The organism is Kangiella sp. (assembly GCF_048265365.1).
Classification (GTDB): Bacteria; Pseudomonadota; Gammaproteobacteria; order Enterobacterales; family Kangiellaceae; genus Kangiella.
On sequence record NZ_JBLXBT010000002.1, the window covers coordinates 734,599 to 753,761 of the forward strand.

34 protein-coding genes and 1 pseudogene are annotated in these 19,163 nt (G+C 43.9%); 3 read left to right on the forward strand and 32 right to left on the reverse strand.

The genetic code is table 11. The features are described 5' to 3' along the window. Positions 1-23 precede the first annotated feature (23 nt). The gene (glyA, locus tag ACN0VI_RS12595) at positions 24-1,277 is read right to left on the reverse strand and encodes a serine hydroxymethyltransferase (protein WP_331892546.1); all 1,254 of its coding nucleotides are present in this window, start codon (positions 1,275-1,277) and stop codon (positions 24-26) included. A 126-nt stretch (positions 1,278-1,403) separates the two neighbouring features. Further along, complete coding sequence (locus ACN0VI_RS12600; protein WP_331892547.1) at positions 1,404-2,012, reverse strand: hypothetical protein; 609 nt, start codon at positions 2,010-2,012, stop codon at positions 1,404-1,406. 118 nt (positions 2,013-2,130) lie between these two features. Here ACN0VI_RS12600 and ACN0VI_RS12605 point away from each other — a divergent pair, with 118 nt between their 5' ends. Beyond that, positions 2,131-2,688, forward strand: a complete 558-nt coding sequence (locus ACN0VI_RS12605; protein ID WP_331892549.1) for a response regulator — start codon at positions 2,131-2,133, stop codon at positions 2,686-2,688. A 2-nt stretch (positions 2,689-2,690) separates the two neighbouring features. Here ACN0VI_RS12605 and ACN0VI_RS12610 read toward each other — a convergent pair whose 3' ends face one another. Further along, positions 2,691-3,617: a cation diffusion facilitator family transporter gene (locus ACN0VI_RS12610; RefSeq protein ID WP_331892550.1), complete on the reverse strand. Its 927-nt coding sequence runs from the start codon at positions 3,615-3,617 to the stop codon at positions 2,691-2,693. A 168-nt stretch (positions 3,618-3,785) separates the two neighbouring features. Between ACN0VI_RS12610 and ACN0VI_RS12615 the strand changes: the two genes are divergently transcribed. Together ACN0VI_RS12615 and ACN0VI_RS12620 are read left to right on the forward strand one after the other, a co-directional pair. Further along, the gene (locus tag ACN0VI_RS12615) at positions 3,786-4,415 is read left to right on the forward strand and encodes a class I SAM-dependent methyltransferase (RefSeq protein ID WP_331892551.1); all 630 of its coding nucleotides are present in this window, start codon (positions 3,786-3,788) and stop codon (positions 4,413-4,415) included. A 66-nt stretch (positions 4,416-4,481) separates the two neighbouring features. After that, positions 4,482-4,871, forward strand: a complete 390-nt coding sequence (locus tag ACN0VI_RS12620; RefSeq protein ID WP_417447042.1) for a DUF1761 domain-containing protein — start codon at positions 4,482-4,484, stop codon at positions 4,869-4,871. 80 nt (positions 4,872-4,951) lie between these two features. Here ACN0VI_RS12620 and rplQ read toward each other — a convergent pair whose 3' ends face one another. The 29 genes and pseudogenes from rplQ to tuf form a co-directional block, all read right to left on the reverse strand. Then, the gene (gene rplQ, locus ACN0VI_RS12625; RefSeq protein WP_331892555.1) at positions 4,952-5,356 is read right to left on the reverse strand and encodes a 50S ribosomal protein L17; all 405 of its coding nucleotides are present in this window, start codon (positions 5,354-5,356) and stop codon (positions 4,952-4,954) included. A 245-nt stretch (positions 5,357-5,601) separates the two neighbouring features. Continuing rightward, entirely contained in the window at positions 5,602-6,582 is a 981-nt protein-coding gene (locus ACN0VI_RS12630) for a DNA-directed RNA polymerase subunit alpha (protein ID WP_012800396.1), read from the reverse strand. A gap of 23 nt (positions 6,583-6,605) precedes the next feature. Next, a complete protein-coding gene (gene rpsD / locus ACN0VI_RS12635; protein ID WP_012800395.1) occupies positions 6,606-7,226 on the reverse strand; it encodes a 30S ribosomal protein S4 in 621 nt (206 codons plus the stop codon). A 20-nt stretch (positions 7,227-7,246) separates the two neighbouring features. Next, entirely contained in the window at positions 7,247-7,636 is a 390-nt protein-coding gene (gene rpsK, locus ACN0VI_RS12640) for a 30S ribosomal protein S11 (protein WP_012800394.1), read from the reverse strand. A gap of 20 nt (positions 7,637-7,656) precedes the next feature. Continuing rightward, positions 7,657-8,013 (reverse strand): 30S ribosomal protein S13, encoded by a 357-nt coding sequence (rpsM, locus tag ACN0VI_RS12645; protein WP_012800393.1) that lies wholly within the window; start codon positions 8,011-8,013, stop codon positions 7,657-7,659. 87 nt (positions 8,014-8,100) lie between these two features. Next, positions 8,101-8,214, reverse strand: a complete 114-nt coding sequence (gene rpmJ, locus ACN0VI_RS12650; protein ID WP_012800392.1) for a 50S ribosomal protein L36 — start codon at positions 8,212-8,214, stop codon at positions 8,101-8,103. An 18-nt stretch (positions 8,215-8,232) separates the two neighbouring features. Continuing rightward, the gene (gene secY, locus ACN0VI_RS12655) at positions 8,233-9,573 is read right to left on the reverse strand and encodes a preprotein translocase subunit SecY (RefSeq protein ID WP_331892559.1); all 1,341 of its coding nucleotides are present in this window, start codon (positions 9,571-9,573) and stop codon (positions 8,233-8,235) included. Continuing rightward, positions 9,573-10,010 (reverse strand): 50S ribosomal protein L15, encoded by a 438-nt coding sequence (rplO, locus tag ACN0VI_RS12660; RefSeq protein ID WP_331892560.1) that lies wholly within the window; start codon positions 10,008-10,010, stop codon positions 9,573-9,575. Before rplO ends, secY begins: the two co-directional genes overlap by 1 nt. 4 nt (positions 10,011-10,014) lie before the next feature. Then, positions 10,015-10,197, reverse strand: coding sequence for a 50S ribosomal protein L30 (gene rpmD, locus ACN0VI_RS12665; protein WP_331892562.1), 183 nt, complete (start codon positions 10,195-10,197; stop codon positions 10,015-10,017). 4 nt (positions 10,198-10,201) lie between these two features. Next, positions 10,202-10,705: a 30S ribosomal protein S5 gene (rpsE, locus tag ACN0VI_RS12670; RefSeq protein WP_012800388.1), complete on the reverse strand. Its 504-nt coding sequence runs from the start codon at positions 10,703-10,705 to the stop codon at positions 10,202-10,204. Positions 10,706-10,715: 10 nt separating this feature from the next. Then, a complete protein-coding gene (gene rplR, locus ACN0VI_RS12675) occupies positions 10,716-11,069 on the reverse strand; it encodes a 50S ribosomal protein L18 (RefSeq protein WP_012800387.1) in 354 nt (117 codons plus the stop codon). A 12-nt stretch (positions 11,070-11,081) separates the two neighbouring features. Continuing rightward, positions 11,082-11,612: a 50S ribosomal protein L6 gene (gene rplF, locus ACN0VI_RS12680; protein ID WP_012800386.1), complete on the reverse strand. Its 531-nt coding sequence runs from the start codon at positions 11,610-11,612 to the stop codon at positions 11,082-11,084. A 12-nt stretch (positions 11,613-11,624) separates the two neighbouring features. Further along, positions 11,625-12,017: a 30S ribosomal protein S8 gene (gene rpsH, locus ACN0VI_RS12685; RefSeq protein ID WP_331892565.1), complete on the reverse strand. Its 393-nt coding sequence runs from the start codon at positions 12,015-12,017 to the stop codon at positions 11,625-11,627. Between the two features lie 17 nt (positions 12,018-12,034). Beyond that, positions 12,035-12,340, reverse strand: a complete 306-nt coding sequence (gene rpsN / locus ACN0VI_RS12690; protein ID WP_012800384.1) for a 30S ribosomal protein S14 — start codon at positions 12,338-12,340, stop codon at positions 12,035-12,037. Positions 12,341-12,350: 10 nt separating this feature from the next. Further along, positions 12,351-12,890 (reverse strand): 50S ribosomal protein L5, encoded by a 540-nt coding sequence (gene rplE / locus ACN0VI_RS12695; protein ID WP_041295990.1) that lies wholly within the window; start codon positions 12,888-12,890, stop codon positions 12,351-12,353. A gap of 25 nt (positions 12,891-12,915) precedes the next feature. Next, positions 12,916-13,233, reverse strand: coding sequence for a 50S ribosomal protein L24 (rplX, locus tag ACN0VI_RS12700; RefSeq protein ID WP_012800382.1), 318 nt, complete (start codon positions 13,231-13,233; stop codon positions 12,916-12,918). 11 nt (positions 13,234-13,244) lie between these two features. Beyond that, entirely contained in the window at positions 13,245-13,613 is a 369-nt protein-coding gene (rplN, locus tag ACN0VI_RS12705; RefSeq protein ID WP_012800381.1) for a 50S ribosomal protein L14, read from the reverse strand. 109 nt (positions 13,614-13,722) lie between these two features. Beyond that, positions 13,723-13,980: a 30S ribosomal protein S17 gene (rpsQ, locus tag ACN0VI_RS12710; protein WP_331892582.1), complete on the reverse strand. Its 258-nt coding sequence runs from the start codon at positions 13,978-13,980 to the stop codon at positions 13,723-13,725. Further along, entirely contained in the window at positions 13,980-14,171 is a 192-nt protein-coding gene (gene rpmC / locus ACN0VI_RS12715; RefSeq protein WP_331892568.1) for a 50S ribosomal protein L29, read from the reverse strand. The genes rpsQ and rpmC overlap by 1 nt, the downstream gene beginning before the upstream one ends. Next, a complete protein-coding gene (rplP, locus tag ACN0VI_RS12720; protein WP_012800378.1) occupies positions 14,171-14,578 on the reverse strand; it encodes a 50S ribosomal protein L16 in 408 nt (135 codons plus the stop codon). Before rplP ends, rpmC begins: the two co-directional genes overlap by 1 nt. Before the next feature lie 12 nt (positions 14,579-14,590). Further along, positions 14,591-15,292 (reverse strand): 30S ribosomal protein S3, encoded by a 702-nt coding sequence (rpsC, locus tag ACN0VI_RS12725; RefSeq protein WP_012800377.1) that lies wholly within the window; start codon positions 15,290-15,292, stop codon positions 14,591-14,593. Between the two features lie 9 nt (positions 15,293-15,301). Continuing rightward, positions 15,302-15,634 (reverse strand): 50S ribosomal protein L22, encoded by a 333-nt coding sequence (gene rplV, locus ACN0VI_RS12730; protein ID WP_012800376.1) that lies wholly within the window; start codon positions 15,632-15,634, stop codon positions 15,302-15,304. Positions 15,635-15,649: 15 nt separating this feature from the next. Further along, the gene (gene rpsS / locus ACN0VI_RS12735; protein ID WP_012800375.1) at positions 15,650-15,931 is read right to left on the reverse strand and encodes a 30S ribosomal protein S19; all 282 of its coding nucleotides are present in this window, start codon (positions 15,929-15,931) and stop codon (positions 15,650-15,652) included. A gap of 11 nt (positions 15,932-15,942) precedes the next feature. Further along, on the reverse strand, positions 15,943-16,770 hold the full coding sequence (gene rplB / locus ACN0VI_RS12740) for a 50S ribosomal protein L2 (RefSeq protein WP_012800374.1): 828 nt from the start codon (positions 16,768-16,770) through the stop codon (positions 15,943-15,945). A 15-nt stretch (positions 16,771-16,785) separates the two neighbouring features. Next, the gene (gene rplW / locus ACN0VI_RS12745) at positions 16,786-17,082 is read right to left on the reverse strand and encodes a 50S ribosomal protein L23 (RefSeq protein ID WP_012800373.1); all 297 of its coding nucleotides are present in this window, start codon (positions 17,080-17,082) and stop codon (positions 16,786-16,788) included. Beyond that, a complete protein-coding gene (gene rplD, locus ACN0VI_RS12750) occupies positions 17,079-17,681 on the reverse strand; it encodes a 50S ribosomal protein L4 (RefSeq protein ID WP_331892571.1) in 603 nt (200 codons plus the stop codon). Before rplD ends, rplW begins: the two co-directional genes overlap by 4 nt. Before the next feature lie 17 nt (positions 17,682-17,698). Then, positions 17,699-18,331: a 50S ribosomal protein L3 gene (gene rplC, locus ACN0VI_RS12755; RefSeq protein WP_012800371.1), complete on the reverse strand. Its 633-nt coding sequence runs from the start codon at positions 18,329-18,331 to the stop codon at positions 17,699-17,701. A 51-nt stretch (positions 18,332-18,382) separates the two neighbouring features. After that, the gene (rpsJ, locus tag ACN0VI_RS12760) at positions 18,383-18,694 is read right to left on the reverse strand and encodes a 30S ribosomal protein S10 (RefSeq protein WP_012800370.1); all 312 of its coding nucleotides are present in this window, start codon (positions 18,692-18,694) and stop codon (positions 18,383-18,385) included. A gap of 307 nt (positions 18,695-19,001) precedes the next feature. Further along, positions 19,002-19,163: pseudogene (gene tuf / locus ACN0VI_RS12765) on the reverse strand (elongation factor Tu); the annotation flags it as partial.

Consider the following 19,163-nt stretch of genomic DNA (forward strand, 5'->3'; position numbering starts at 1 on the left):
GTTGCCAATAGCGTTCTTGTCAATTAACTGCGATACACTGGAAAGCGACCAGCCATTTCAAGGGCCTTTGCTTTCACATCGGCAATCGTCTGCTCATTCGCAATGTCGTCAAGAATATCACAAATCCAGCCTGCAAGCTCAGTCGCCTCAGCTTCCTTAAATCCACGCGTGGTGATCGCTGGCGTACCCATACGCAAACCGCTGGTCACAAAAGGTGAGCGCGGCTCATTCGGTACGGTGTTTTTGTTTACTGTGATATTGGCCTGACCAAGCGCTGCTTCAGCGTCTTTACCAGTAATCTCTTTATCGATTAAATCAATCAGGAATAAGTGGTTGTCGGTGCCACCGGAAACGATTTTATAGCCACGCTCCATTAACACTTTAGTCATTGCCTGGGCATTCACTTTAACCTGCTTTTGGATGGCTTTGAACTCATCGCTCAAGGCTTCTTTGAAGGCCACTGCTTTTGCTGCAATAACGTGCATCAAAGGTCCGCCCTGACCACCGGGGAACACTGCTGAGTTTAACTTCTTCTCAAGATCAGGATTTGAACGAGCAATAATAATACCGCCACGAGGACCCGCCAATGTTTTGTGGGTCGTTGAAGTGACAACATCCGCGTAAGGAACCGGATTAGGATATTCACCCGCAGCAATTAGACCTGCAACGTGCGCCATATCCACAAACAGGAAAGCACCCACTTTATCAGCGATTTCACGGAACTTGGCCCAATCAACCACGCGTGAATAAGCCGAGAAGCCAGCCACGATCATTTTAGGTTTATGCTCAAGCGCCAAAGCTTCGACTTGCGCATAATCAATGTAGCCGTTTTCATCAACGCCGTATTCAATCGAATGGTAAATTTTGCCTGAAAAATTAACTTTTGAACCATGGGTTAAGTGCCCACCGTCCGACAAGCTCATACCTAAAATGGTATCGCCTGGTTTGACTAAAGCCATATAAACGGCCGCGTTAGCTTGCGAGCCAGAGTGAGGCTGCACATTGGCGTAATCAGCGCCAAACAATTCTTTCAGGCGCTCAATAGCTAGCTTTTCAGCAACATCCACATACTCACAACCACCATAATAGCGCTTGTCTGGATAACCTTCGGCATACTTGTTGGTTAACACAGAACCCTGGGCTTCCATCACGCGCTGACTGGTATAGTTTTCAGACGCAATCAACTCAATGTGTTCTTCTTGGCGCTTTTTTTCAGCTTCCATCGATGCGAAAAGTTCAGGATCAAACTCTTTTAATGGCGTGGTGTTGCCCAACATGTGTCAAACCTCAATTTTATTAATCAAATTTAATGCCATTCGGCATTTAGAAAGTGGCGCTATTTTAACCTATACGATACTTAAATGTCTTACAAAATAGATAATTAATGGTTATAACAGCTATGTTTAAAACCAACCTCGATTTGACTCCAGTTCGGCTTGGCATTTTTTATATTGAGCAGCATAATTCAACGACTGGGCTTTAACCTTATCCGCCACCTTAAGTAGCCACCCTTTGGAATTATACGTTTTGCGCTTAAAGCCGCCCCAGCCTTCGTGGTAGGCAAGGTATTGTGCTCGAGCATCCCATTTTGAAACCCCCACATTTTTATGGCTGTGGTAGGTGTACCAACCGATAAAATCAATCGCATCATCAAAATTATCCCGCTTCGCACCATGATTACCGGTCGAGTCGCGATAAGCATCCCAGGTGCCTTCAAGTGCTTGCGCATAACCATAGGCATTAGATGGCCTGAAGCCCGGAATAAAACCTAGATACCACTTTCTGGCAGGGCGAATATTCGCCTGAAACTTCGACTCCTGATGCATAATGGCAAGTTGAACATGGATGGGTGTTCCCCAGCGTTCCTGAGAGTCCAGAGCGGCTTCATACCAGTCTTCATCCTCTAAGACGCTACATGCATCATTAACATTATTGGGCTTGAAAGATGCACAACCTTCCACCATCAATAACAAGACACAGCTTGTCAGCAAAATTAACAACTTATCAGGCAAACCTGTTTCCTCTCACAATTTGGTCTTTTTTTGTAAAAATAAATATACCCATCAAAAATCAATGATAAAATAAATCAAACAGTTACCTTAACTTTCCTTTACCTAGATTAATTAATTTATGAGCGCGATTCTTCTCGTTGATGACAGCCGCGAAATACTATCAAATACTGCGCAACAGTTAACGGCTGCCGGTCACGACTACCACTATGTCACGGACTACAAAGACGCATTGAACTATATTCGTCTTAATCGTCCACAGATCCGGATCGTAGTCGTTGCACTCAACAATGCTCTAGGTTACCCATCGCTACGTAAAATCAAAAGTAGCATGTCTGATCGCGCTACTATTATTGTCTATTCAGAAAATAAAGACCAGACTATTGGAAGTTGGGTAAAAAAACTCGGGATTGAGCTATTTTATGAGCACAACCGTCAGGAAATTGATTTATTTAACCGAATTAAGCGCAGTTTGTTCCAAAAGGGCATGTTTTTTACCAGCCAACAATTAAAAGAACTCACCAGCACTCTGGCTAAGTACACCATGGATGCCGAAAAGATGGTCAAAGAGACCGCGCCACAGTCTAAAAGCCTACAGGAGTTACAGCACAAACTGGCAAGACGCTTGGAAGGCATCGAAAACCAGCGAGGCTTCTTATTAGAAGCACAAAAGCAGTAAGCCTAGTCTCCCCTACAAGCCTCATCTCCAAACTGACAATTATTCACTTCAATCTGAATCGTCGCGTGCCCAACACCATGCTTTTGTTCTAACAGCTCAAGCATTTGCTCTAACAAATGATCGCTATTTGCACCGCGATTAATTAATGCATGGAAAGTCATCATTTTTTCTTCTTCGCTAAGACTCCAGGCATGCATATGATGAACATCCTCTACGCCTTGAATACTCATTAAATCCTTCCGTATAATATTCATGCTGATACTAAGCGGTGCGCCTTCCAGTAAGATATGCGATGCATCCTTGATAACATAGTAAGCACTACGCAAAATGAGCAGTGAGACAAAAATAGACAGTAAAGGGTCAATCCACAGCAACCCCCATATCCAGATAATTACTGCCGCAATGATTGCCCCCACCGAGCCGAGCAAATCACCCAACACATGCAGCAGGGCACTGCGGATATTAATGTTGGACTCGCCTGCGCTGTGCAATATTTTAAACACTAGTAAATTCACAAGAAGACCAATCACCGCCACCGTAAACATACTGATGCTTTCAATCGGATTGGGTTCAATAAAGCGATGAATGGCTTCCCAGACAATCCAGCCGGTAAGCATAATTAGAAAAATACCGTTAGTATAAGCCGCTAATACCTGCAAGCGTCCATAACCAAAAGTCCGCTTGCTATCCGCAGGCTTACTGGCGAAATAGAGTGCCGAATAGGCGAGTAACAAAGCAGCGGTATCCGTCAGCATGTGGCCAGCATCAGCTAATAAGGCCAACGAACCAGAAACAATACCGCCAATTACCTCAACCACCATAAAGGTGCCGGTTAATGATAAAGCCCAAAGAAGATTCTTTTTGCTTGCTACATTTCTACCATGCGACTCGTCATCATTAATATGACTGTGACCGTGATGGGCGCCCATAGGTTAATAGTTTGATCTATGATAGGTTGAGTGTAACAAAGATTACCAAAGTGAAGAAATACAATAATCATGCGCATTAATCTGTTACCAGTTTAACGCCACCAAAACTTAACAATTGACTATAAACTGCTTACACTTAGCAAATATTGCAATCGACACAGTTTAACTATGCCAGAACTACAAGAACTACCTGAAGACCATATTTTTCAAGCCTACGGTATTTTATTGTTGGAAAATAAACACCGTCTGGTTAAAAAGCTCAAAAAACACTACACCCCCTCCATTCATGGCCATAAAACCTGGAATAGTAGTTTTTTATTGATGGACTACTTTTTGCACACCCAGCTACTGCATAGTAAACAAAAAGTGTTAGAGCTTGGCTGCGGATGGGGGCCTACCAGCATATTTTGTGCTCATCATGCAGGCTGTCGAGTAACAGGAACGGACCTTGATGAAGAAGTCATACCGTTTCTTGAGCTGCAAGCAGCCCTAAATCAAGTTGAAGTAGACACCAAAGTCATTAGTTTTGAAAAGCTCACCAAGAAAATGCTAACCGATTATGACCTGATATTTGGTACAGATATCTGCTTCTGGGATAATCTGGCAGATATCCATTACAACCTCGTGAATCGAGCAAAGCGGTCCGGAGTAAAGCATATTCTACTTGCTGATCCCGGCAGACAGCCGTTCTTTGATCTTGCCGAGCGAGTCATTGAAAAACACGAAGTTGAATTACTTGATTGGTATTGTCATGAACCAGAATATTTCGAAGGCTATATATTGCACATTAAATTATGAAAGGTCCTATAGATAATTATTATGCTAAGCTGAACCAATGAAGGCTAACTAAGCGGGGAGCAAGTGATGCCAGAGATTAATTATTTTGCAGTTATCGTAGCGGCATTGCTATCTTTTGCCATAGGAGGGCTTTGGTACTCCCCGTTACTATTTGGAAAGATGTGGCTCGAGGAAATAAAATTAAAAGCTGAAGAGATCAAGCAAAAGCCGAGCGTCTTCATCCTTAGCTTTACATTCTCAGTGATAGCCGTTTTCATTGTTGCAGATTTACTCGGCCCTAACCCGGAGCTTGTTAATGCACTGGCGATTTCTGGTTTAATCGGAGTCCTTGTATTTCTTGGACTTGGAATCACCTATCAATTTAGCAATAGAACCCTTCGCCATTTACTAATTGATGGAGGCTACCATATTGTACAGTTCACCATGTTTGGCTTAATACTCGGCAGCTGGCATTAGGCGCTCTAGGCTTAAAGCTTACTTCCTATAAGCACAAAAAAGCCCGCGTGAGCGGGCTTTTTAAATGTCACAACAAAGGATTACTCTTCAGTAACTACTTCGTCTAAATCGACATCGTCTTCAACCACTGGACGATCAACTAATTCAACGTAAGCCATTGGTGCGTTATCGCCTGGACGATTGCCACACTTAAGAATACGCAAGTAACCGCCTGGACGCTCTTGGTAACGTGGACCTAGCTCAGCGAAAAGCTTAGCTACGATAGCATTGTTACGAAGACGAGCAAAAGCTAGTCGACGATTTGCCACTGAGTCTGTTTTAGCAAGAGTAATCAAAGGCTCAGCTACACGACGTAACTCCTTTGCTTTTGGCAAAGTAGTACGGATAAGCTCATGCTCGATTAATGACGATGTCATGTTACGGAACATAGCTTTACGGTGTGAACTGTTACGATTTAATTTACGACCTGATTTTTGATGACGCATATTGAGTTCCTCACTCTATTTAATTGTAGCCTGCTGTAGTACTACAAAAGCTTCTGTAAAAGTCTAAACCTTACAATTTCGTTGTTAAATAAGGTTTATATAATTTACACAACTGTGATTAGAATAATCTAATCTGATAATCAGGTAACTGTCTGAATGAATTCAAAAAATTACCAATAGATTCATAGCAAGCTATGAATAAAAAGGCGCAAGACATACTTGCGCCTAATTCTTACTACTGAGATTTAGTCACCAAGAATACTTGATGGTGGCCAATTCTCTAAACGCATACCCAAAGACAAACCACGTGAAGCAAGAACGTCTTTAATTTCAGTTAACGACTTCTTACCAAGGTTTGGAGTCTTCAGTAACTCAACTTCGGTGCGTTGTACCAAGTCACCAATATAATGGATATTCTCAGTTTTAAGACAGTTTGCAGAACGAACAGTCAGCTCCAAGTCATCAACCGGACGCAATAGAATTGGGTCGATTTCTGGCTCTTCTTTTTCTGGCTCAGCTTGCTTTTCATCTTTCAAATCAACGAATGCTGCTAATTGTTCCTGAAGAATCGTTGCGCTTCGGCGAATCGCTTCTTCTGGGTCAATTGTACCATTGGTTTCAAGATCAAGAACAAGCTTGTCCAAATCTGTACGCTGCTCAACACGAGCCGATTCGACTGTGTAGGAAACTTTTTTCATTGGGCTGAAAGAAGCATCAACTTGCAATACACCAATCGCTTTATCTTCACCTTCAGGTTGCTTACGAGTATTTGAAGCCTCGTAACCACGTCCTAGGCGAATTTTGATGCGCATATTTAATGCACCACCTTTATTTAAGGTAGCGATGTAGTGATCTTTGTTGACCACTTCAGTACCTGATACTTCTTCAATGTCAGCAGCAGTCACGACGCCTTCACCTTTTTTCTGAAGAGTTAAAGTAGCTACTTCTTTATCTTCAAGGCGAACAGCCAACCCTTTTAAGTTCAAAAGGATATCGATAACGTCTTCTTGAACGCCCTCAATAGCTGAGTACTCATGAAGAACACCGTCGATTTCTACTTCTGTCACTGCGGCACCTGGCATAGAAGATAGCAAGATGCGACGTAGTGAGTTACCCAAAGTGTGTCCAAAACCACGCTCAAAAGGTTCAAGTACTACTCGGGCTTTTGTGCCTTCGCTTGATTCAACCTTAATTTGGCGCGGAGTCAGAAATTCAGTCGCTGACATATGATCCCTCTCAAGGATTAAAATTACTTAGAGTACAACTCTACGATTAGGTTTTCATTGATGCTGGCGTCTAGCTCAGAGCGCTCTGGAACACGCTTAAACTGACCTTCCATTTTCTTACCATCAACTTCAATCCATTCTGGCTTGTCACGCTGCGCAGCCAATTCCAGAGCAGCAACAATACGTGCCTGCTTCTGAGATTTCTCACGAACAGAAACAACATCTTCTGCTTTAACTGTGTAAGAAGGAATATTGACTGTTTCGCCGTTTATCAAGATAGCTTTGTGGCTAACTAATTGACGAGCTTCGCCACGAGTAGCAGCATAACCCATACGATAAACAACATTATCCAAGCGAGATTCTAAAAGTTGTAACAAGTTAACACCTGTAGCTCCTTTTAGACGATCAGCTTCTTTGTAGTAGTTGCGGAATTGACGCTCAAGAACGCCATAGATACGACGTACTTTCTGTTTTTCACGTAACTGTAAACCATAGTCAGAAAGACGGCTACGACGCGCGCCATGTTGACCAGGGGCTACTTCAATTTTACATTTAGTCTCAATTGCACGTACGCCAGACTTGTGTCCTAAATCGACACCTTCACGACGCGACAATTTGAGCTTTGGACCTAGATATCTAGCCATTTCAAACTCCCGTTAATCTCTTATACACGACGCTTTTTAGGCGGACGACAACCATTGTGAGGAATAGGTGTCACGTCAGTAATGTTAGTGATCTTGAAGCCAGCTGCATTTAATGCACGTACCGCTGATTCACGACCTGGTCCAGGACCTTTAACAAAAACTTCAACGTTCTTCATACCCATTTCTTTTACTACTTGAGCAGCGCGATCAGCGGCTACCTGTGCAGCAAATGGTGTCGATTTACGTGAACCACGGAAGCCAGAACCACCCGAAGTTGCCCATGCAAGAGCATTACCTTGGCGGTCTGTGATCGTTACGATGGTATTATTAAACGACGCGTGAATATGCGCCATACCATCAACAACGTGCTTTTTAACTTTCTTCTTGGTAGTACGAGGTGATTTCGCCATGTGTTATTCCACCATAACCATTATTTCTTGATTGGTTTACGAGGACCTTTACGGGTACGGGCATTTGTCTTCGTACGTTGACCGCGCAATGGCAGGTTACGACGATGACGGATACCACGGAAACAACCCAAGTCCATCAAACGTTTAATATTCATGTTGATTTCGCGACGCAAATCACCTTCAACGGTAAATTTGCTCACCTCGTTACGTAGATTCTCAATTTGGTCATCGTTCAAATCTTTGATCTTTGCAGTAGTTTCAACTCCTGCAGCAGCACAAATTTTTTGTGCACGAGGACGACCGATACCATAGATAGCGGTCAAGGCGACATCAGCATGCTTATGTACCGGAATGTTAATACCAGCTATACGAGCCATTTAACAATTTCTCCTAAATTAAATAAGCAGGCGTGAAAGGCCGCGTATTCTAGCCACATCACGCCTGAAAATCAACCAATTAAATGACTAACCTTGACGCTGTTTATGGCGCGGGTCAGTACAGATAACGCGAACACTGCCGTGACGACGAATCACTTTGCAGTTACGGCACATTTTTTTTACAGAAGCACGAACTTTCATTTGCTACTCCAACATGCTTTAGCGACGAACACGACCCGACGGGCCCTGTTTCTTAAGATTCGCTTTCTTAAGTACTGAATCATATTGTTGCGACATAAGGTGGGCTTGCACCTGAGCCATAAAATCAATGGCAACAACAACAATGATCAGCAGTGAAGTTCCACCGAAGTAGAACGGATAATTAAAGATCAGGATCAGGAATTCTGGCATCAAACACACAGCTGTCATATAGAGAGCACCCCAGAAAGTCAAACGTGTTGTGACTTTGTCGAGGTATTGTGCGGTTTGCTGACCAGGACGAATACCTGGAATAAATGCACCTGACTTCTTTAAGTTGTCTGCAGTATCTCTTGGGTTCTGCGTCAATGCAGTATAAAAGAATGCAAAGAAGATAATACCAACAGCATACAGCATAATGTATACAGGCTTACCCGGCTGCAAGTTCTGAGCCATGGTGGTTAACCAGGTAACTTCACCCGAGCCGCTACCAAACCAGGATAATAAAGTACCCGGGAATAGTACGATGCTCGATGCAAAGATTGCGGGGATAACACCTGCCATATTAAGCTTCATTGGCAAGAAACTACTTTGCGCTGCAAAAACTTTGTTGCCTTGCTGACGTTTTGCATAATTAATGGTGATACGACGCTGAGCGCGCTCAAACCATACGATAAAGTAAACTACCGCTAATGCGAAAACACCAAAGACAAGAACGCCTAGAATATTACGGTCACCGTCATATGCATCAGAGAAAACCTGAGCAATCGCTTGAGGGAAACCTGCAACGATACCTACCAAAATAATGATAGAGATACCATTACCAATACCACGCTCAGTAATTTGTTCACCCAACCACATCAAGAACATAGTTCCCGTAACCAAAGTTACTACCGCGATGAAATAGAACGAGAAATCGGGGTTAGCAACTAAGCCAGGAATTAACCCAGGTAGCTGTGTAGACATACCGACTGCTTGAATAGTTGCCAAAGCAACAGTCAAGTAACGAGTATATTGATTAATCTTACGGCGGCCGCTTTCGCCTTCCTTCTTGATCTCTTTCAGGCGTGGATCAACATAACTCAATATTTGCATGATAATAGAGGCCGAAATATACGGCATAATACCTAATGCAAATACGGAAGCACGCTCAAGCGCACCTCCCGAGAATACGTTGAACATCGTAAAGATTGTTCCACCCTGATTTTCCAAGAAAGCTTGCAAAACAGAGCCGTCAACGCCCGGAACTGGGATAAAAGAGCCAATCCGGAAAACAATAATAGCCATGAGCACAAACAGCAAACGCTGTTTGAGCTCACCTAAACCACCGCTTTTAGCTGACTGCTGTGGTGATAATGCCATTATTCTTCAACCTTTCCACCAGCTGCTTCAATAGCAGCTTTAGCGCCTTTGCTAACACGAACGCCACCAGCAACTGTTACTGCGCGATCGATGTTACCTGATAGCATGATTTTAACGTTCTCGATGTTGTTTGTGATAAGTCCGGCTTTTTTCAAGCTCAACATATCAACTACTTCACCTTCAACCTTTGCTAGCTCGTCTAAACGAATTTCTGCGCTAACTAAAGCCTTACGCGATTTAAAACCAAACTTAGGCAAACGTTGTTTCAAAGGCATCTGACCGCCTTCAAAACCGATCTTATTGAAACCACCAGAACGTGATTTCTGACCTTTGTGACCACGACCAGCAGTTTTACCATCAGTAGAACCGATACCGCGACCTACACGTTTGCGATCTTTTTTACTACCAGGAGCTGGCATCAATGTATTTAAACGCATGATATTACTCCTCTACACTAACCATGTAGTAAACTTTATTTACCATACCGCGAGTTGAAACAGTGTCTTCAACTTCTACAGTATGACCGATACGACGCAAACCTAGGCCACGCAAGCTAGCCTTATGGCTTTCCAAGCGGCCGATGCTTGAACGCGTCTGCGTTACTTTCATCATTTTCTTTGCCATGGTCTTAGTCCAAAATCTCTTCTACAGTTTTACCACGCTTGGCAGCCATATCTTCTGGAGAAGTCATTTGCTTCAAACCATTAATCGTTGCACGAACGATATTAATTGGGTTTGTAGAGCCAATGCTTTTTGCCAAGATATTTTGGATACCTAGCACTTCAAATACCGCACGCATTGCACCACCTGCGATAATACCAGTACCTTCAGAGGCTGGTTGCATGTACACTTTTGATGCACCATGCGCTGCTTTTACTGCGTGTTGCAAAGTATGGCCGTCTTTCAATTCAACTTGAATCATATTACGACGAGCCTGCTCCATTGCTTTTTGAATAGCAACGGGGACTTCTTTTGCTTTACCACGACCAAAGCCAACTTTACCTTTACCATCACCAACAACAGTCAAAGCTGTGAAGCCGAAAATACGACCACCTTTAACCACCTTGGCAACGCGGTTTACGTTGACCAATTTCTCAACTAAACCTTCTTGGTTATTCATATCTTTTGCCATGCTTCACACCTTAGAATTGTAAGCCTTTCTCACGAGCCGCATCAGCCAAAGCTTGAACGCGACCATGATATTTAAAACCACTACGGTCGAAAGCAACCTGCTTTACACCCGCTTCCAAGGCACGCTCAGCTACTAAGGTACCGATATGCTTTGCAGCATCGACATTGCCCGTAGACTTAACGTCACCGCGAACTGTCTTCTCGACAGTCGAAGCGCTAGCGATCACATTACCGTTCTCACCGCTGATTACTTGTGCGTAAATGTGGCGAGGGGTTCTGTTAATAACTAGACGATTAACGCCTAGTTCATGCATTTTGGCACGGCTTTTAGCCGCACGACGCAAACGTTGAATTTTCTTCTTCATAACCCTGCCCTACTATTTCTTCTTGGCTTCTTTACGAACAATACGTTCGTCAGCATAACGAACACCTTTGCCTTTATAAGGCTCTGGTGGACGATAAGCACGAATGTTTGCCGCAACCTGACCCACGACTTGTTTGTCAGCACCTTTAACAAGTAATTCTGTTTGAGAAGGCGCTTCAATAGTGATGCCCTCTGGTGCTTCAAACTCTACTGGGTGAGAGAAACCTAGGCTTAAGTTCAATTTTTTACCTTGAACCTGTGCACGATAACCAACACCAACAAGCTGAAGTTTCTTTTCGAAACCATCAGTAACGCCTGTAATCATGTTGTTAACTAGTGCACGATATGTACCAGCCATAGCCCAGCTTTCTACGCCAGCTGAAGGTGTGAAAGAAATTTCACCGTCTTCAACTTTTAACTCAACGTCAGAATGCAAAGCTTGTTCTAGCTGACCTTTTGAACCTTTTACACTGATCACGCCATCTTTGATGTTTACTTCAACACCTGAAGGGATAGATACAGCGCTTTTTGCTACACGTGACATCTTATTCTCCCCTTACGCTACAGTGCAAAGAACTTCACCGCCGTGGCCATTTTTACGGGCCGCGCGGTCAGTCATAACACCTTTAGAAGTAGAAATGATCGCAACGCCTAAACCACCAATTACTTTAGGTAGCTCATCTACTTTCTTATAGATACGTAGACTAGGACGACTTACACGTTTCAATTCTTCGATAACCGGACGACCCTGGTAATATTTCAACTCAACAGTCATGGTCGGTTTTGTACCTTCTTCTACGCTAAAGCCAGCGATGAAACCTTCATCAGCTAAAACTTGAGCGATAGCTTTTTTTAATTTTGATGCAGGAATAGCGACATTCTTTTTCGCAGCGGTCTGGCCGTTACGAATACGAGTCAACATATCTGCAATAGGATCTTGCATACTCATAGTGATTCTCCCAAGCCTTACCAGCTAGCCTTAACCAAACCAGGAACGTCACCTTTCATAGCATGCTCGCGAAGCTTATTACGGCATAAGCCGAATTTGCGTAAGTAAGCATGTGGACGTCCAGTTACACGACAACGGTTACGTTGACGCACAGGATTTGCATTACGTGGTAGCTTTTGAAGCTTCACCTGAGCATCCCAGATTTCTTCTTCAGAAGAATTAGGATTTTTGATGATTGCTTTAAGCTCAGCGCGTTTTGCAGCGTACTTCTCTACAGTGTTAGCACGCTTTAATTCACGCTCAATCATAGATCTTTTAGCCATAGCGTGCTCCTTATGATTTCAATGGGAAGTTAAACGCATCTAACAATGCGCGACCTTCATCATTGGTAGTTGCCGTGGTGGTGATTGTGATATCCATACCGCGGATTTTATCTACTTTATCGTAGTCAATTTCAGGGAAAATAATTTGTTCCTTGATACCAACTGAGTAGTTACCACGACCGTCGAACGATTTAGGATTCAAACCACGGAAGTCACGAATACGTGGAATCGCGATAGAAACGAATCTCTCGAGAAATTCCCACATACGCTCGCCACGCAGAGTCACTTTACAGCCAATAGGATAATCGTCACGGATTTTAAAGCCTGCAATTGATTTGCGCGCTTTAGTGATGATCGGTTTTTGGCCTGAGATAGCTGTCATATCGTTGACTGCGTGCTCAAGAATTTTCTTGTCCGCAATAGCCTCACCCAGACCCATGTTCAATGTGATCTTGGTAATGCGTGGGACTTGCATAACTGATTGGTACTCAAACTTCTCTAGAAGTTGAGGTACAACAGTCTCTTTGTAAAAGTTGTGCAGTTTCGCCATCATTAATTACCTGAATATTAACAAATTAAATTGTTTCGCCAGTTTTCTTAAAGAAGCGTGATTTTTTACCGTCTTCTACTTTAAAGCCCACACGATCTGCTTTGCCAGTAGATGGGTTATAAATCGCTAAGTTAGACATGTCTAACGATGCTTCTTTATCGACAATTCCACCTTCATTGATAGAACCATCCGGATTTTGACTTGGCTTGGTGTGTTTCTTCACCAAATTGATGCCATCCACAATCACGCGACCATTAGATAAAACACGCTTAACATTACCGCGCTTACCTTTATCCTTGCCTGCGATTACGATGACTTCGTCGCCACTTTTAATCTTTTGCATGATTCGTCTCTCTACAGTACTTCCGGTGCCAAAGACACGATCTTCATAAACTTGTCACCACGTAGTTCACGTGTAACAGGTCCAAAGATACGAGTACCAATCGGCTGTAAGTTGTTGTTCAAAATAACAGCAGCATTACCATCGAAACGGATCAAAGAACCGTCTGGACGACGTACACCCTTACGAGTACGTACGACAACTGCGTTTAGAACGTCACCTTTTTTCACCTTACCGCGTGGGATCGCTTCTTTTACGCTCACTTTGATTACGTCACCAATGTTGGCGTAACGGCGATGCGAACCACCCAGTACTTTAATACACATTACTCGACGAGCGCCTGAGTTATCAGCTACGTCTAGCATTGATTGCATCTGGATCATGGTTTTCTCCGCTTAAACCCGCGCTAAAATGGCGCGAGAGTATACCATTAAATTACTTAAATTCCTAACCCCAGGAAAAACTATTTGCCCGGGGTCGGCTTATCCAAATTTACTTAGCACGTTCAACTATCTCTACCAGCTTGAAAGCCTTGGTTTTAGAGATAGGACGACACTCAACGATTCGGACTACATCACCCGCTTTACACTCATTAGTTTCATCATGTGCGTGGATTTTAGTCGAACGCTTGATGAACTTACCGTATAACGGGTGCTTTACTTGGCGCTCAATCAAGACAGTAATGGATTTATCCATTTTGTCGCTGATGACTTTGCCCTGTAATGTGCGTTGAATAGTATCAGTGCTCATCATGAACCCGCCTTTTGGTTGATTATGGTTTTAACACGAGCAATATCACGACGTAATTCACGCATTTTGTGCGTTTCAGTCATTTGACCCGTAGCCTTTTCCATACGTAACTTGAATTGATCTTGTAACAATTCGTGCAACGTTACGTTGAGCTCTTCAACGCTCTTGTCTTTCAATTCTGTCGCATTCATTACATCACCGTCCGTTTAACAAAGGTAGTTTTGAAAGGAAGCTTAGCAGCAGCTAAAGCAAACGCTTCACGTGCTAAGTCCTCAGAAATACCCTCAACTTCATATAACATACGGCCTGGCTGAATTTGTGCAACCCAGTACTCAACGCTACCTTTACCTTTACCCATACGCACTTCAAGAGGCTTCTTGGTAATTGGCTTGTCAGGAAATACACGAATGTAAACCTTACCGGCACGTTTCATATGACGGGTCATTGCACGACGAGCCGCCTCAATTTGGCGTGCTGTCATACGACCGCGACCTGTCGCTTTCAAACCGAACTCACCGAAGCTCACATCATGAGCTACTGTGCCACGGTTACGCAGCTTATGCTGCTTGCGATATTTAGTTCTTTTTGGCAATAACATACTTGCTCACCCCTATTTCTTAGCTTTAGGAGCAGGTTTTCTGCGGCGAGGTTTCTTATCTTCTTTTGGCTCAACTTTTTCTTGGCCTGGAAGAACTTCACCTTTGAAAATCCATACTTTAATGCCGATGATTCCGTAAGTCGTCAATGCTTCGGATGTTGCATAATCGATGTCCGCACGCAATGTATGCAACGGAACACGACCTTCACGATACCACTCAGTACGAGCGATTTCGGCGCCACCTAAACGACCACTTACTTCGATTTTGATACCCTCAGCACCAAGACGCATTGCATTTTGAACCGCACGCTTCATGGCGCGACGGAACATAACACGACGCTCAAGCTGTTGAGCAACGTTGTCACCTACAAGCTGGGCATCCAACTCAGGCTTACGTACTTGCTCTACAGATACTTGGGCTGAAACGCCTGCCATGTTGGCAATCTTGGCACGTAATTTCTCAATATCTTCACCTTTCTTACCGATGACGATACCAGGACGCGCAGTGTGAATAGTCACACGAATTGCTTTTGCAGGGCGCTCAATGTCAACACGCGATATAGAGGCGTTCTTCAATTCTTTGAACAACCACTTACGGATGTTGATGTCACTTTCAAGGTAATCCGCAAAATCGCCGCGCTCAGCATACCAAGTTGCAGTATGCTTCTTTACGATACCTAAGCGGATACCAGTAGGATGTACTTTTTGACCCATTACCTTCTCCTAGTTATCCGATACTTTAACGGTTACGTGGCTAGAACGCTTCAATATACGGTCGCCACGACCTTTAGCGCGCGGACGCATACGCTTGGCAGTTGGGCCTTCATCGACGAATACAGTTGAAACTTTCAACTCGTCGATATCTGCGCCTTCATTGTGCTCAGCGTTAGCAATCGCAGACTCAAGAACTTTCTTAATTAATCGAGCTGCCTTTTTTGGGCTAAACTCAAGAACGTTCAACGCTTTCTCTACTGGCAAGCCACGAATCTGGTCGGCGACGAGACGCATTTTCTGTGCCGAGATGCTAGCATTGCGCAATTTAGCTGCTACTTCCATCTTTCACTCCTCGCCTTACTTCTTCTTCTTGGCTTTCTTGTCAACATCATGGCCATGATAGGTACGAGTCAATACAAACTCGCCTAATTTATGACCTACCATGTCTTCATTTACGAAAACAGGTACGTGTTGACGACCATTGTGAACGGCAATCGTCAAACCAACCATTTCAGGGAATACGGTTGAACGACGAGACCACGTTTTAATCGGTTTCTTGTTACCAGAGGCCGCAGCTTCTTCAACCTTCTTCAATAAATGAAGGTCAATGAATGGGCCTTTCTTTAACGAACGTGCCACAGTGCTATCCTCTATCGTTTGTTACGGCGACGGACAATTAGCTTGTCAGTGCGCTTATTACTACGGGTTTTCTTACCTTTGGTTGGAACACCCCATGGAGACACAGGATGACGACCACCAGAAGTACGACCTTCACCACCACCATGTGGGTGGTCTACTGGGTTCATCGCGACGCCTCGAACTGTTGGGCGAACACCACGCCAGCGCTTAGCACCAGCTTTACCCAGGCTACGTAACATATGCTCAGAGTTGCCAACTTCACCAATAGTGGCGCGACACTCTGAAAGCACTTTACGCATTTCGCCCGAACGCAAACGTAGAGTTACGTATGCACTGTCACGTGCAACGATTTGGGCGTAAGCACCTGCGCTACGAGCCATTTGCGCACCTTTACCAGGTTTAAGTTCAATGTTGTGAACAACAGAACCAACCGGAATGTTACGCATTGGCAATGTGTTACCCGTTTTAATAGGTGCTGCATCGCCAGAAATAATTGGATCACCAGCTTTCAAACCTTTCGGAGCGATAATGTATCGACGCTCACCGTCTGAATAACAAACCAAGGCAATGTGTGCACTGCGGTTTGGATCATACTCAAGACGTTCAACTTTCGCTGGGATACCATCTTTATTACGTTTGAAGTCGATAACACGGTAGTGTTGCTTATGACCACCACCAACGTGACGCACGGTAATGCGACCATTGTTGTTACGACCACCATTTTTTGATTTCTTCTCTAGCAAACTTGCTTCAGGTTTACCCTTATGCAAGTCTGGATTAACCACTTTAATTACAAAGCGGCGTCCAGGAGAAGTTGGTTTAGCTTTTACAATTGCCATTTACTTGTCTCCTTCTTACTCGCCGCCTGCAAAGTCAAGGTCTTGACCAGGCTTCAATGATACGTAAGCTTTCTTCCAGTTTGGACGACGGCCTTCTACAAGACCAAAACGCTTACGCTTACCTTTCATGTTCAAAGTGCGAACAGATTCCACTTCAACCTCAAACAAGGTTTCAACGGCTTTCTTAATTTCACGCTTGTTAGCATCTTTGGCCACTTTAAATACAAACTGACCATCGCGCTCAGCCAAAATTGTCGCTTTCTCTGAAACGTGAGGGGCCAGAAGAACTTTTAAGATACGCTCTTGGTTCATCCTAACATCTCCTCTACTTTCTTAATCGCAGGAACCGTCATGATCACTTTGTCAAAACCAATTAGGCTGACAGGATCAAGTGCGTTCACGTCGCGCACGTCAACTTTGTACAAGTTACGAGAAGCTAAGAACAAATTCTCATCAACAGAATCTGTCACGATTAATGCTTCTTTAACATCCAAATCTTTTAGCTTAGCCGCCAACTCTTTAGTCTTTGGCGCTGTAACTGAGAAGTCTTCAACAACGATTAAACGCTCTTGACGAACCAACTCAGAAAGAATGCTTTGGATAGCACCGCGATACATTTTGCGGTTAACTTTTTGCGTGTAGTCTTGTGGTTGCGCGGCAAAAGTAACACCACCTTTACGCCACAATGGAGAGCGAATTGTACCGGCACGCGCTCGGCCTGTACCTTTCTGTTTCCATGGCTTTTTACCACCACCGCTAACAGCGCTACGGTTCTTCTGTGCACGAGTACCGGCACGAGCAGCCGCTAAATAAGCAACGACCACCTGGTGAACTAATGATTCGTTAAACTCACGACCAAAAGCCACTTCAGAAACCTTGATTGCGCCGCCAGATGTTAAACTAAGTTCCATAGTCAACTCCTCTTGGCCTAGGCTTTCTCAGCAGGACGTACGATAACGTCACCACCGGTAGCGCCTGGGACGGCACCTTTGATTAACAACAAATTGCGCTCAGCATCAACACGTACAACTTCTAGAGTTTGTACCGTTACACGCTCAGCACCCATATGACCTGACATCTTTTTGCCTTTAAATACGCGACCAGGAGTTTGGTTTTGACCAATAGAACCTGGAGCACGGTGTGACAAAGAGTTACCGTGGGTAGAATCTTGACCACGGAAGTTCCAGCGCTTAATTACGCCAGCGTAACCTTTACCTTTAGAGGTACCTGTTACGTCAACTTTTTGACCCGCTTCAAAGATATCAACTTTTACTACGCCACCAACTTCAAAGCCGTCCAAAGAATTCACGCGGAATTCCCATAAACTGCGACCTGCTTCAACGCCAGCTTTCTTATAATGTCCAGCTTCCGCCTTACTGATGCGGTTCGCCTTACGGCTTCCTGTAGTAATCTGGACCGCTTCATAACCGTCAACGTCAGTTGTTTTCAACTGCGCGATGCGGTTTGGATCGGCTTCTACTACGGTAACCGGGATAGACACGCCGTCTTCAGTGAAGACACGAGTCATTCCTCGTTTTATACCTACTATTCCGATAGCCATGTTTTATAAACCTCAACCGAAATGGTTATCTACCTTGCTTCTAGTGTTGCCTTAAGAAAGGCTAATTTGAACATCAACACCAGCAGCCAAATCCAACTTCATCAGAGCATCAACTGTTTTTTCTGTTGGCTCGATGATGTCCACCAAACGCTTATGCGTACGAATTTCATACTGGTCACGCGCATCTTTATTTACGTGCGGAGAAACCAAGATTGTGAAACGCTCTTTACGAGTTGGTAAAGGGATAGGTCCTTTTACCTGAGCACCTGTACGTTTAGCGGTATTTACGATCTCTGAAGTCGATTGGTCAATCAACTTGTGATCAAACGCTTTCAATCTGATTCGAATACGTTGCTTTGCCATTGCAAAGAACTCCACTTTAAAAATTAAAGAACATAAAAAACCGCTCCACCCTGCTACAACGAGGGGTGCGGTTACCAAACTATATCAGACTCCAATCGAGCCTGTTGTTAGCAAAATCAATAACTTACTTTCTAAAAAGTCTGAGATTGCTTCGCAAGAACAACCCTAATAGTGGCCGTTACGCCTACTAAGGGACGCGCATTATATTGCAAAAGTTCTATCAGAACAAGCCCTTTGGCAAATAAGTCGCAAAAAGTAATTAATAAAAAGCGAGTCCGAAGACTCGCTTTTAAACAGCTGCTATCAATTATTCAAGAATTTTAGCAACAACACCAGCACCTACTGTACGACCGCCTTCACGGATCGCAAAGCGCAAACCTTCGTCCATCGCAATCGGTGCGATCAACTCTACGTTCATTTTGATGTTATCACCTGGCATTACCATCTCTACGCCTTCTGGTAGCTCACA

Bases quoted from the DNA above. Each gene is read 5' to 3' on its own strand.
- glyA (WP_331892546.1), bottom strand. From the start codon at position 1,277: ATGTTGGGCAACACCACGCCATTAAAAGAGTTTGATCCTGAACTTTTC.
- ACN0VI_RS12605 (WP_331892549.1), top strand. From the start codon at position 2,131: ATGAGCGCGATTCTTCTCGTTGATGACAGCCGCGAAATACTATCAAAT.
- ACN0VI_RS12610 (WP_331892550.1), bottom strand. From the start codon at position 3,617: ATGGGCGCCCATCACGGTCACAGTCATATTAATGATGACGAGTCGCAT.
- ACN0VI_RS12615 (WP_331892551.1), top strand. From the start codon at position 3,786: ATGCCAGAACTACAAGAACTACCTGAAGACCATATTTTTCAAGCCTAC.
- ACN0VI_RS12620 (WP_417447042.1), top strand. From the start codon at position 4,482: ATGCCAGAGATTAATTATTTTGCAGTTATCGTAGCGGCATTGCTATCT.
- rplQ (WP_331892555.1), bottom strand. From the start codon at position 5,356: ATGCGTCATCAAAAATCAGGTCGTAAATTAAATCGTAACAGTTCACAC.
- ACN0VI_RS12630 (WP_012800396.1), bottom strand. From the start codon at position 6,582: ATGTCAGCGACTGAATTTCTGACTCCGCGCCAAATTAAGGTTGAATCA.
- rpsD (WP_012800395.1), bottom strand. From the start codon at position 7,226: ATGGCTAGATATCTAGGTCCAAAGCTCAAATTGTCGCGTCGTGAAGGT.
- rpsK (WP_012800394.1), bottom strand. From the start codon at position 7,636: ATGGCGAAATCACCTCGTACTACCAAGAAGAAAGTTAAAAAGCACGTT.
- rpsM (WP_012800393.1), bottom strand. From the start codon at position 8,013: ATGGCTCGTATAGCTGGTATTAACATTCCGGTACATAAGCATGCTGAT.
- rpmJ (WP_012800392.1), bottom strand. From the start codon at position 8,214: ATGAAAGTTCGTGCTTCTGTAAAAAAAATGTGCCGTAACTGCAAAGTG.
- secY (WP_331892559.1), bottom strand. From the start codon at position 9,573: ATGGCATTATCACCACAGCAGTCAGCTAAAAGCGGTGGTTTAGGTGAG.
- rplO (WP_331892560.1), bottom strand. From the start codon at position 10,010: ATGCGTTTAAATACATTGATGCCAGCTCCTGGTAGTAAAAAAGATCGC.
- rpmD (WP_331892562.1), bottom strand. From the start codon at position 10,197: ATGGCAAAGAAAATGATGAAAGTAACGCAGACGCGTTCAAGCATCGGC.
- rpsE (WP_012800388.1), bottom strand. From the start codon at position 10,705: ATGGCAAAAGATATGAATAACCAAGAAGGTTTAGTTGAGAAATTGGTC.
- rplR (WP_012800387.1), bottom strand. From the start codon at position 11,069: ATGAAGAAGAAAATTCAACGTTTGCGTCGTGCGGCTAAAAGCCGTGCC.
- rplF (WP_012800386.1), bottom strand. From the start codon at position 11,612: ATGTCACGTGTAGCAAAAAGCGCTGTATCTATCCCTTCAGGTGTTGAA.
- rpsH (WP_331892565.1), bottom strand. From the start codon at position 12,017: ATGAGTATGCAAGATCCTATTGCAGATATGTTGACTCGTATTCGTAAC.
- rpsN (WP_012800384.1), bottom strand. From the start codon at position 12,340: ATGGCTAAAAGATCTATGATTGAGCGTGAATTAAAGCGTGCTAACACT.
- rplE (WP_041295990.1), bottom strand. From the start codon at position 12,890: ATGGCGAAACTGCACAACTTTTACAAAGAGACTGTTGTACCTCAACTT.
- rplX (WP_012800382.1), bottom strand. From the start codon at position 13,233: ATGCAAAAGATTAAAAGTGGCGACGAAGTCATCGTAATCGCAGGCAAG.
- rplN (WP_012800381.1), bottom strand. From the start codon at position 13,613: ATGATCCAGATGCAATCAATGCTAGACGTAGCTGATAACTCAGGCGCT.
- rpsQ (WP_331892582.1), bottom strand. From the start codon at position 13,980: ATGAGCACTGATACTATTCAACGCACATTACAGGGCAAAGTCATCAGC.
- rpmC (WP_331892568.1), bottom strand. From the start codon at position 14,171: ATGAATGCGACAGAATTGAAAGACAAGAGCGTTGAAGAGCTCAACGTA.
- rplP (WP_012800378.1), bottom strand. From the start codon at position 14,578: ATGTTATTGCCAAAAAGAACTAAATATCGCAAGCAGCATAAGCTGCGT.
- rpsC (WP_012800377.1), bottom strand. From the start codon at position 15,292: ATGGGTCAAAAAGTACATCCTACTGGTATCCGCTTAGGTATCGTAAAG.
- rplV (WP_012800376.1), bottom strand. From the start codon at position 15,634: ATGGAAGTAGCAGCTAAATTGCGCAATGCTAGCATCTCGGCACAGAAA.
- rplB (WP_012800374.1), bottom strand. From the start codon at position 16,770: ATGGCAATTGTAAAAGCTAAACCAACTTCTCCTGGACGCCGCTTTGTA.
- rplW (WP_012800373.1), bottom strand. From the start codon at position 17,082: ATGAACCAAGAGCGTATCTTAAAAGTTCTTCTGGCCCCTCACGTTTCA.
- rplD (WP_331892571.1), bottom strand. From the start codon at position 17,681: ATGGAACTTAGTTTAACATCTGGCGGCGCAATCAAGGTTTCTGAAGTG.
- rplC (WP_012800371.1), bottom strand. From the start codon at position 18,331: ATGGCTATCGGAATAGTAGGTATAAAACGAGGAATGACTCGTGTCTTC.
- rpsJ (WP_012800370.1), bottom strand. From the start codon at position 18,694: ATGGCAAAGCAACGTATTCGAATCAGATTGAAAGCGTTTGATCACAAG.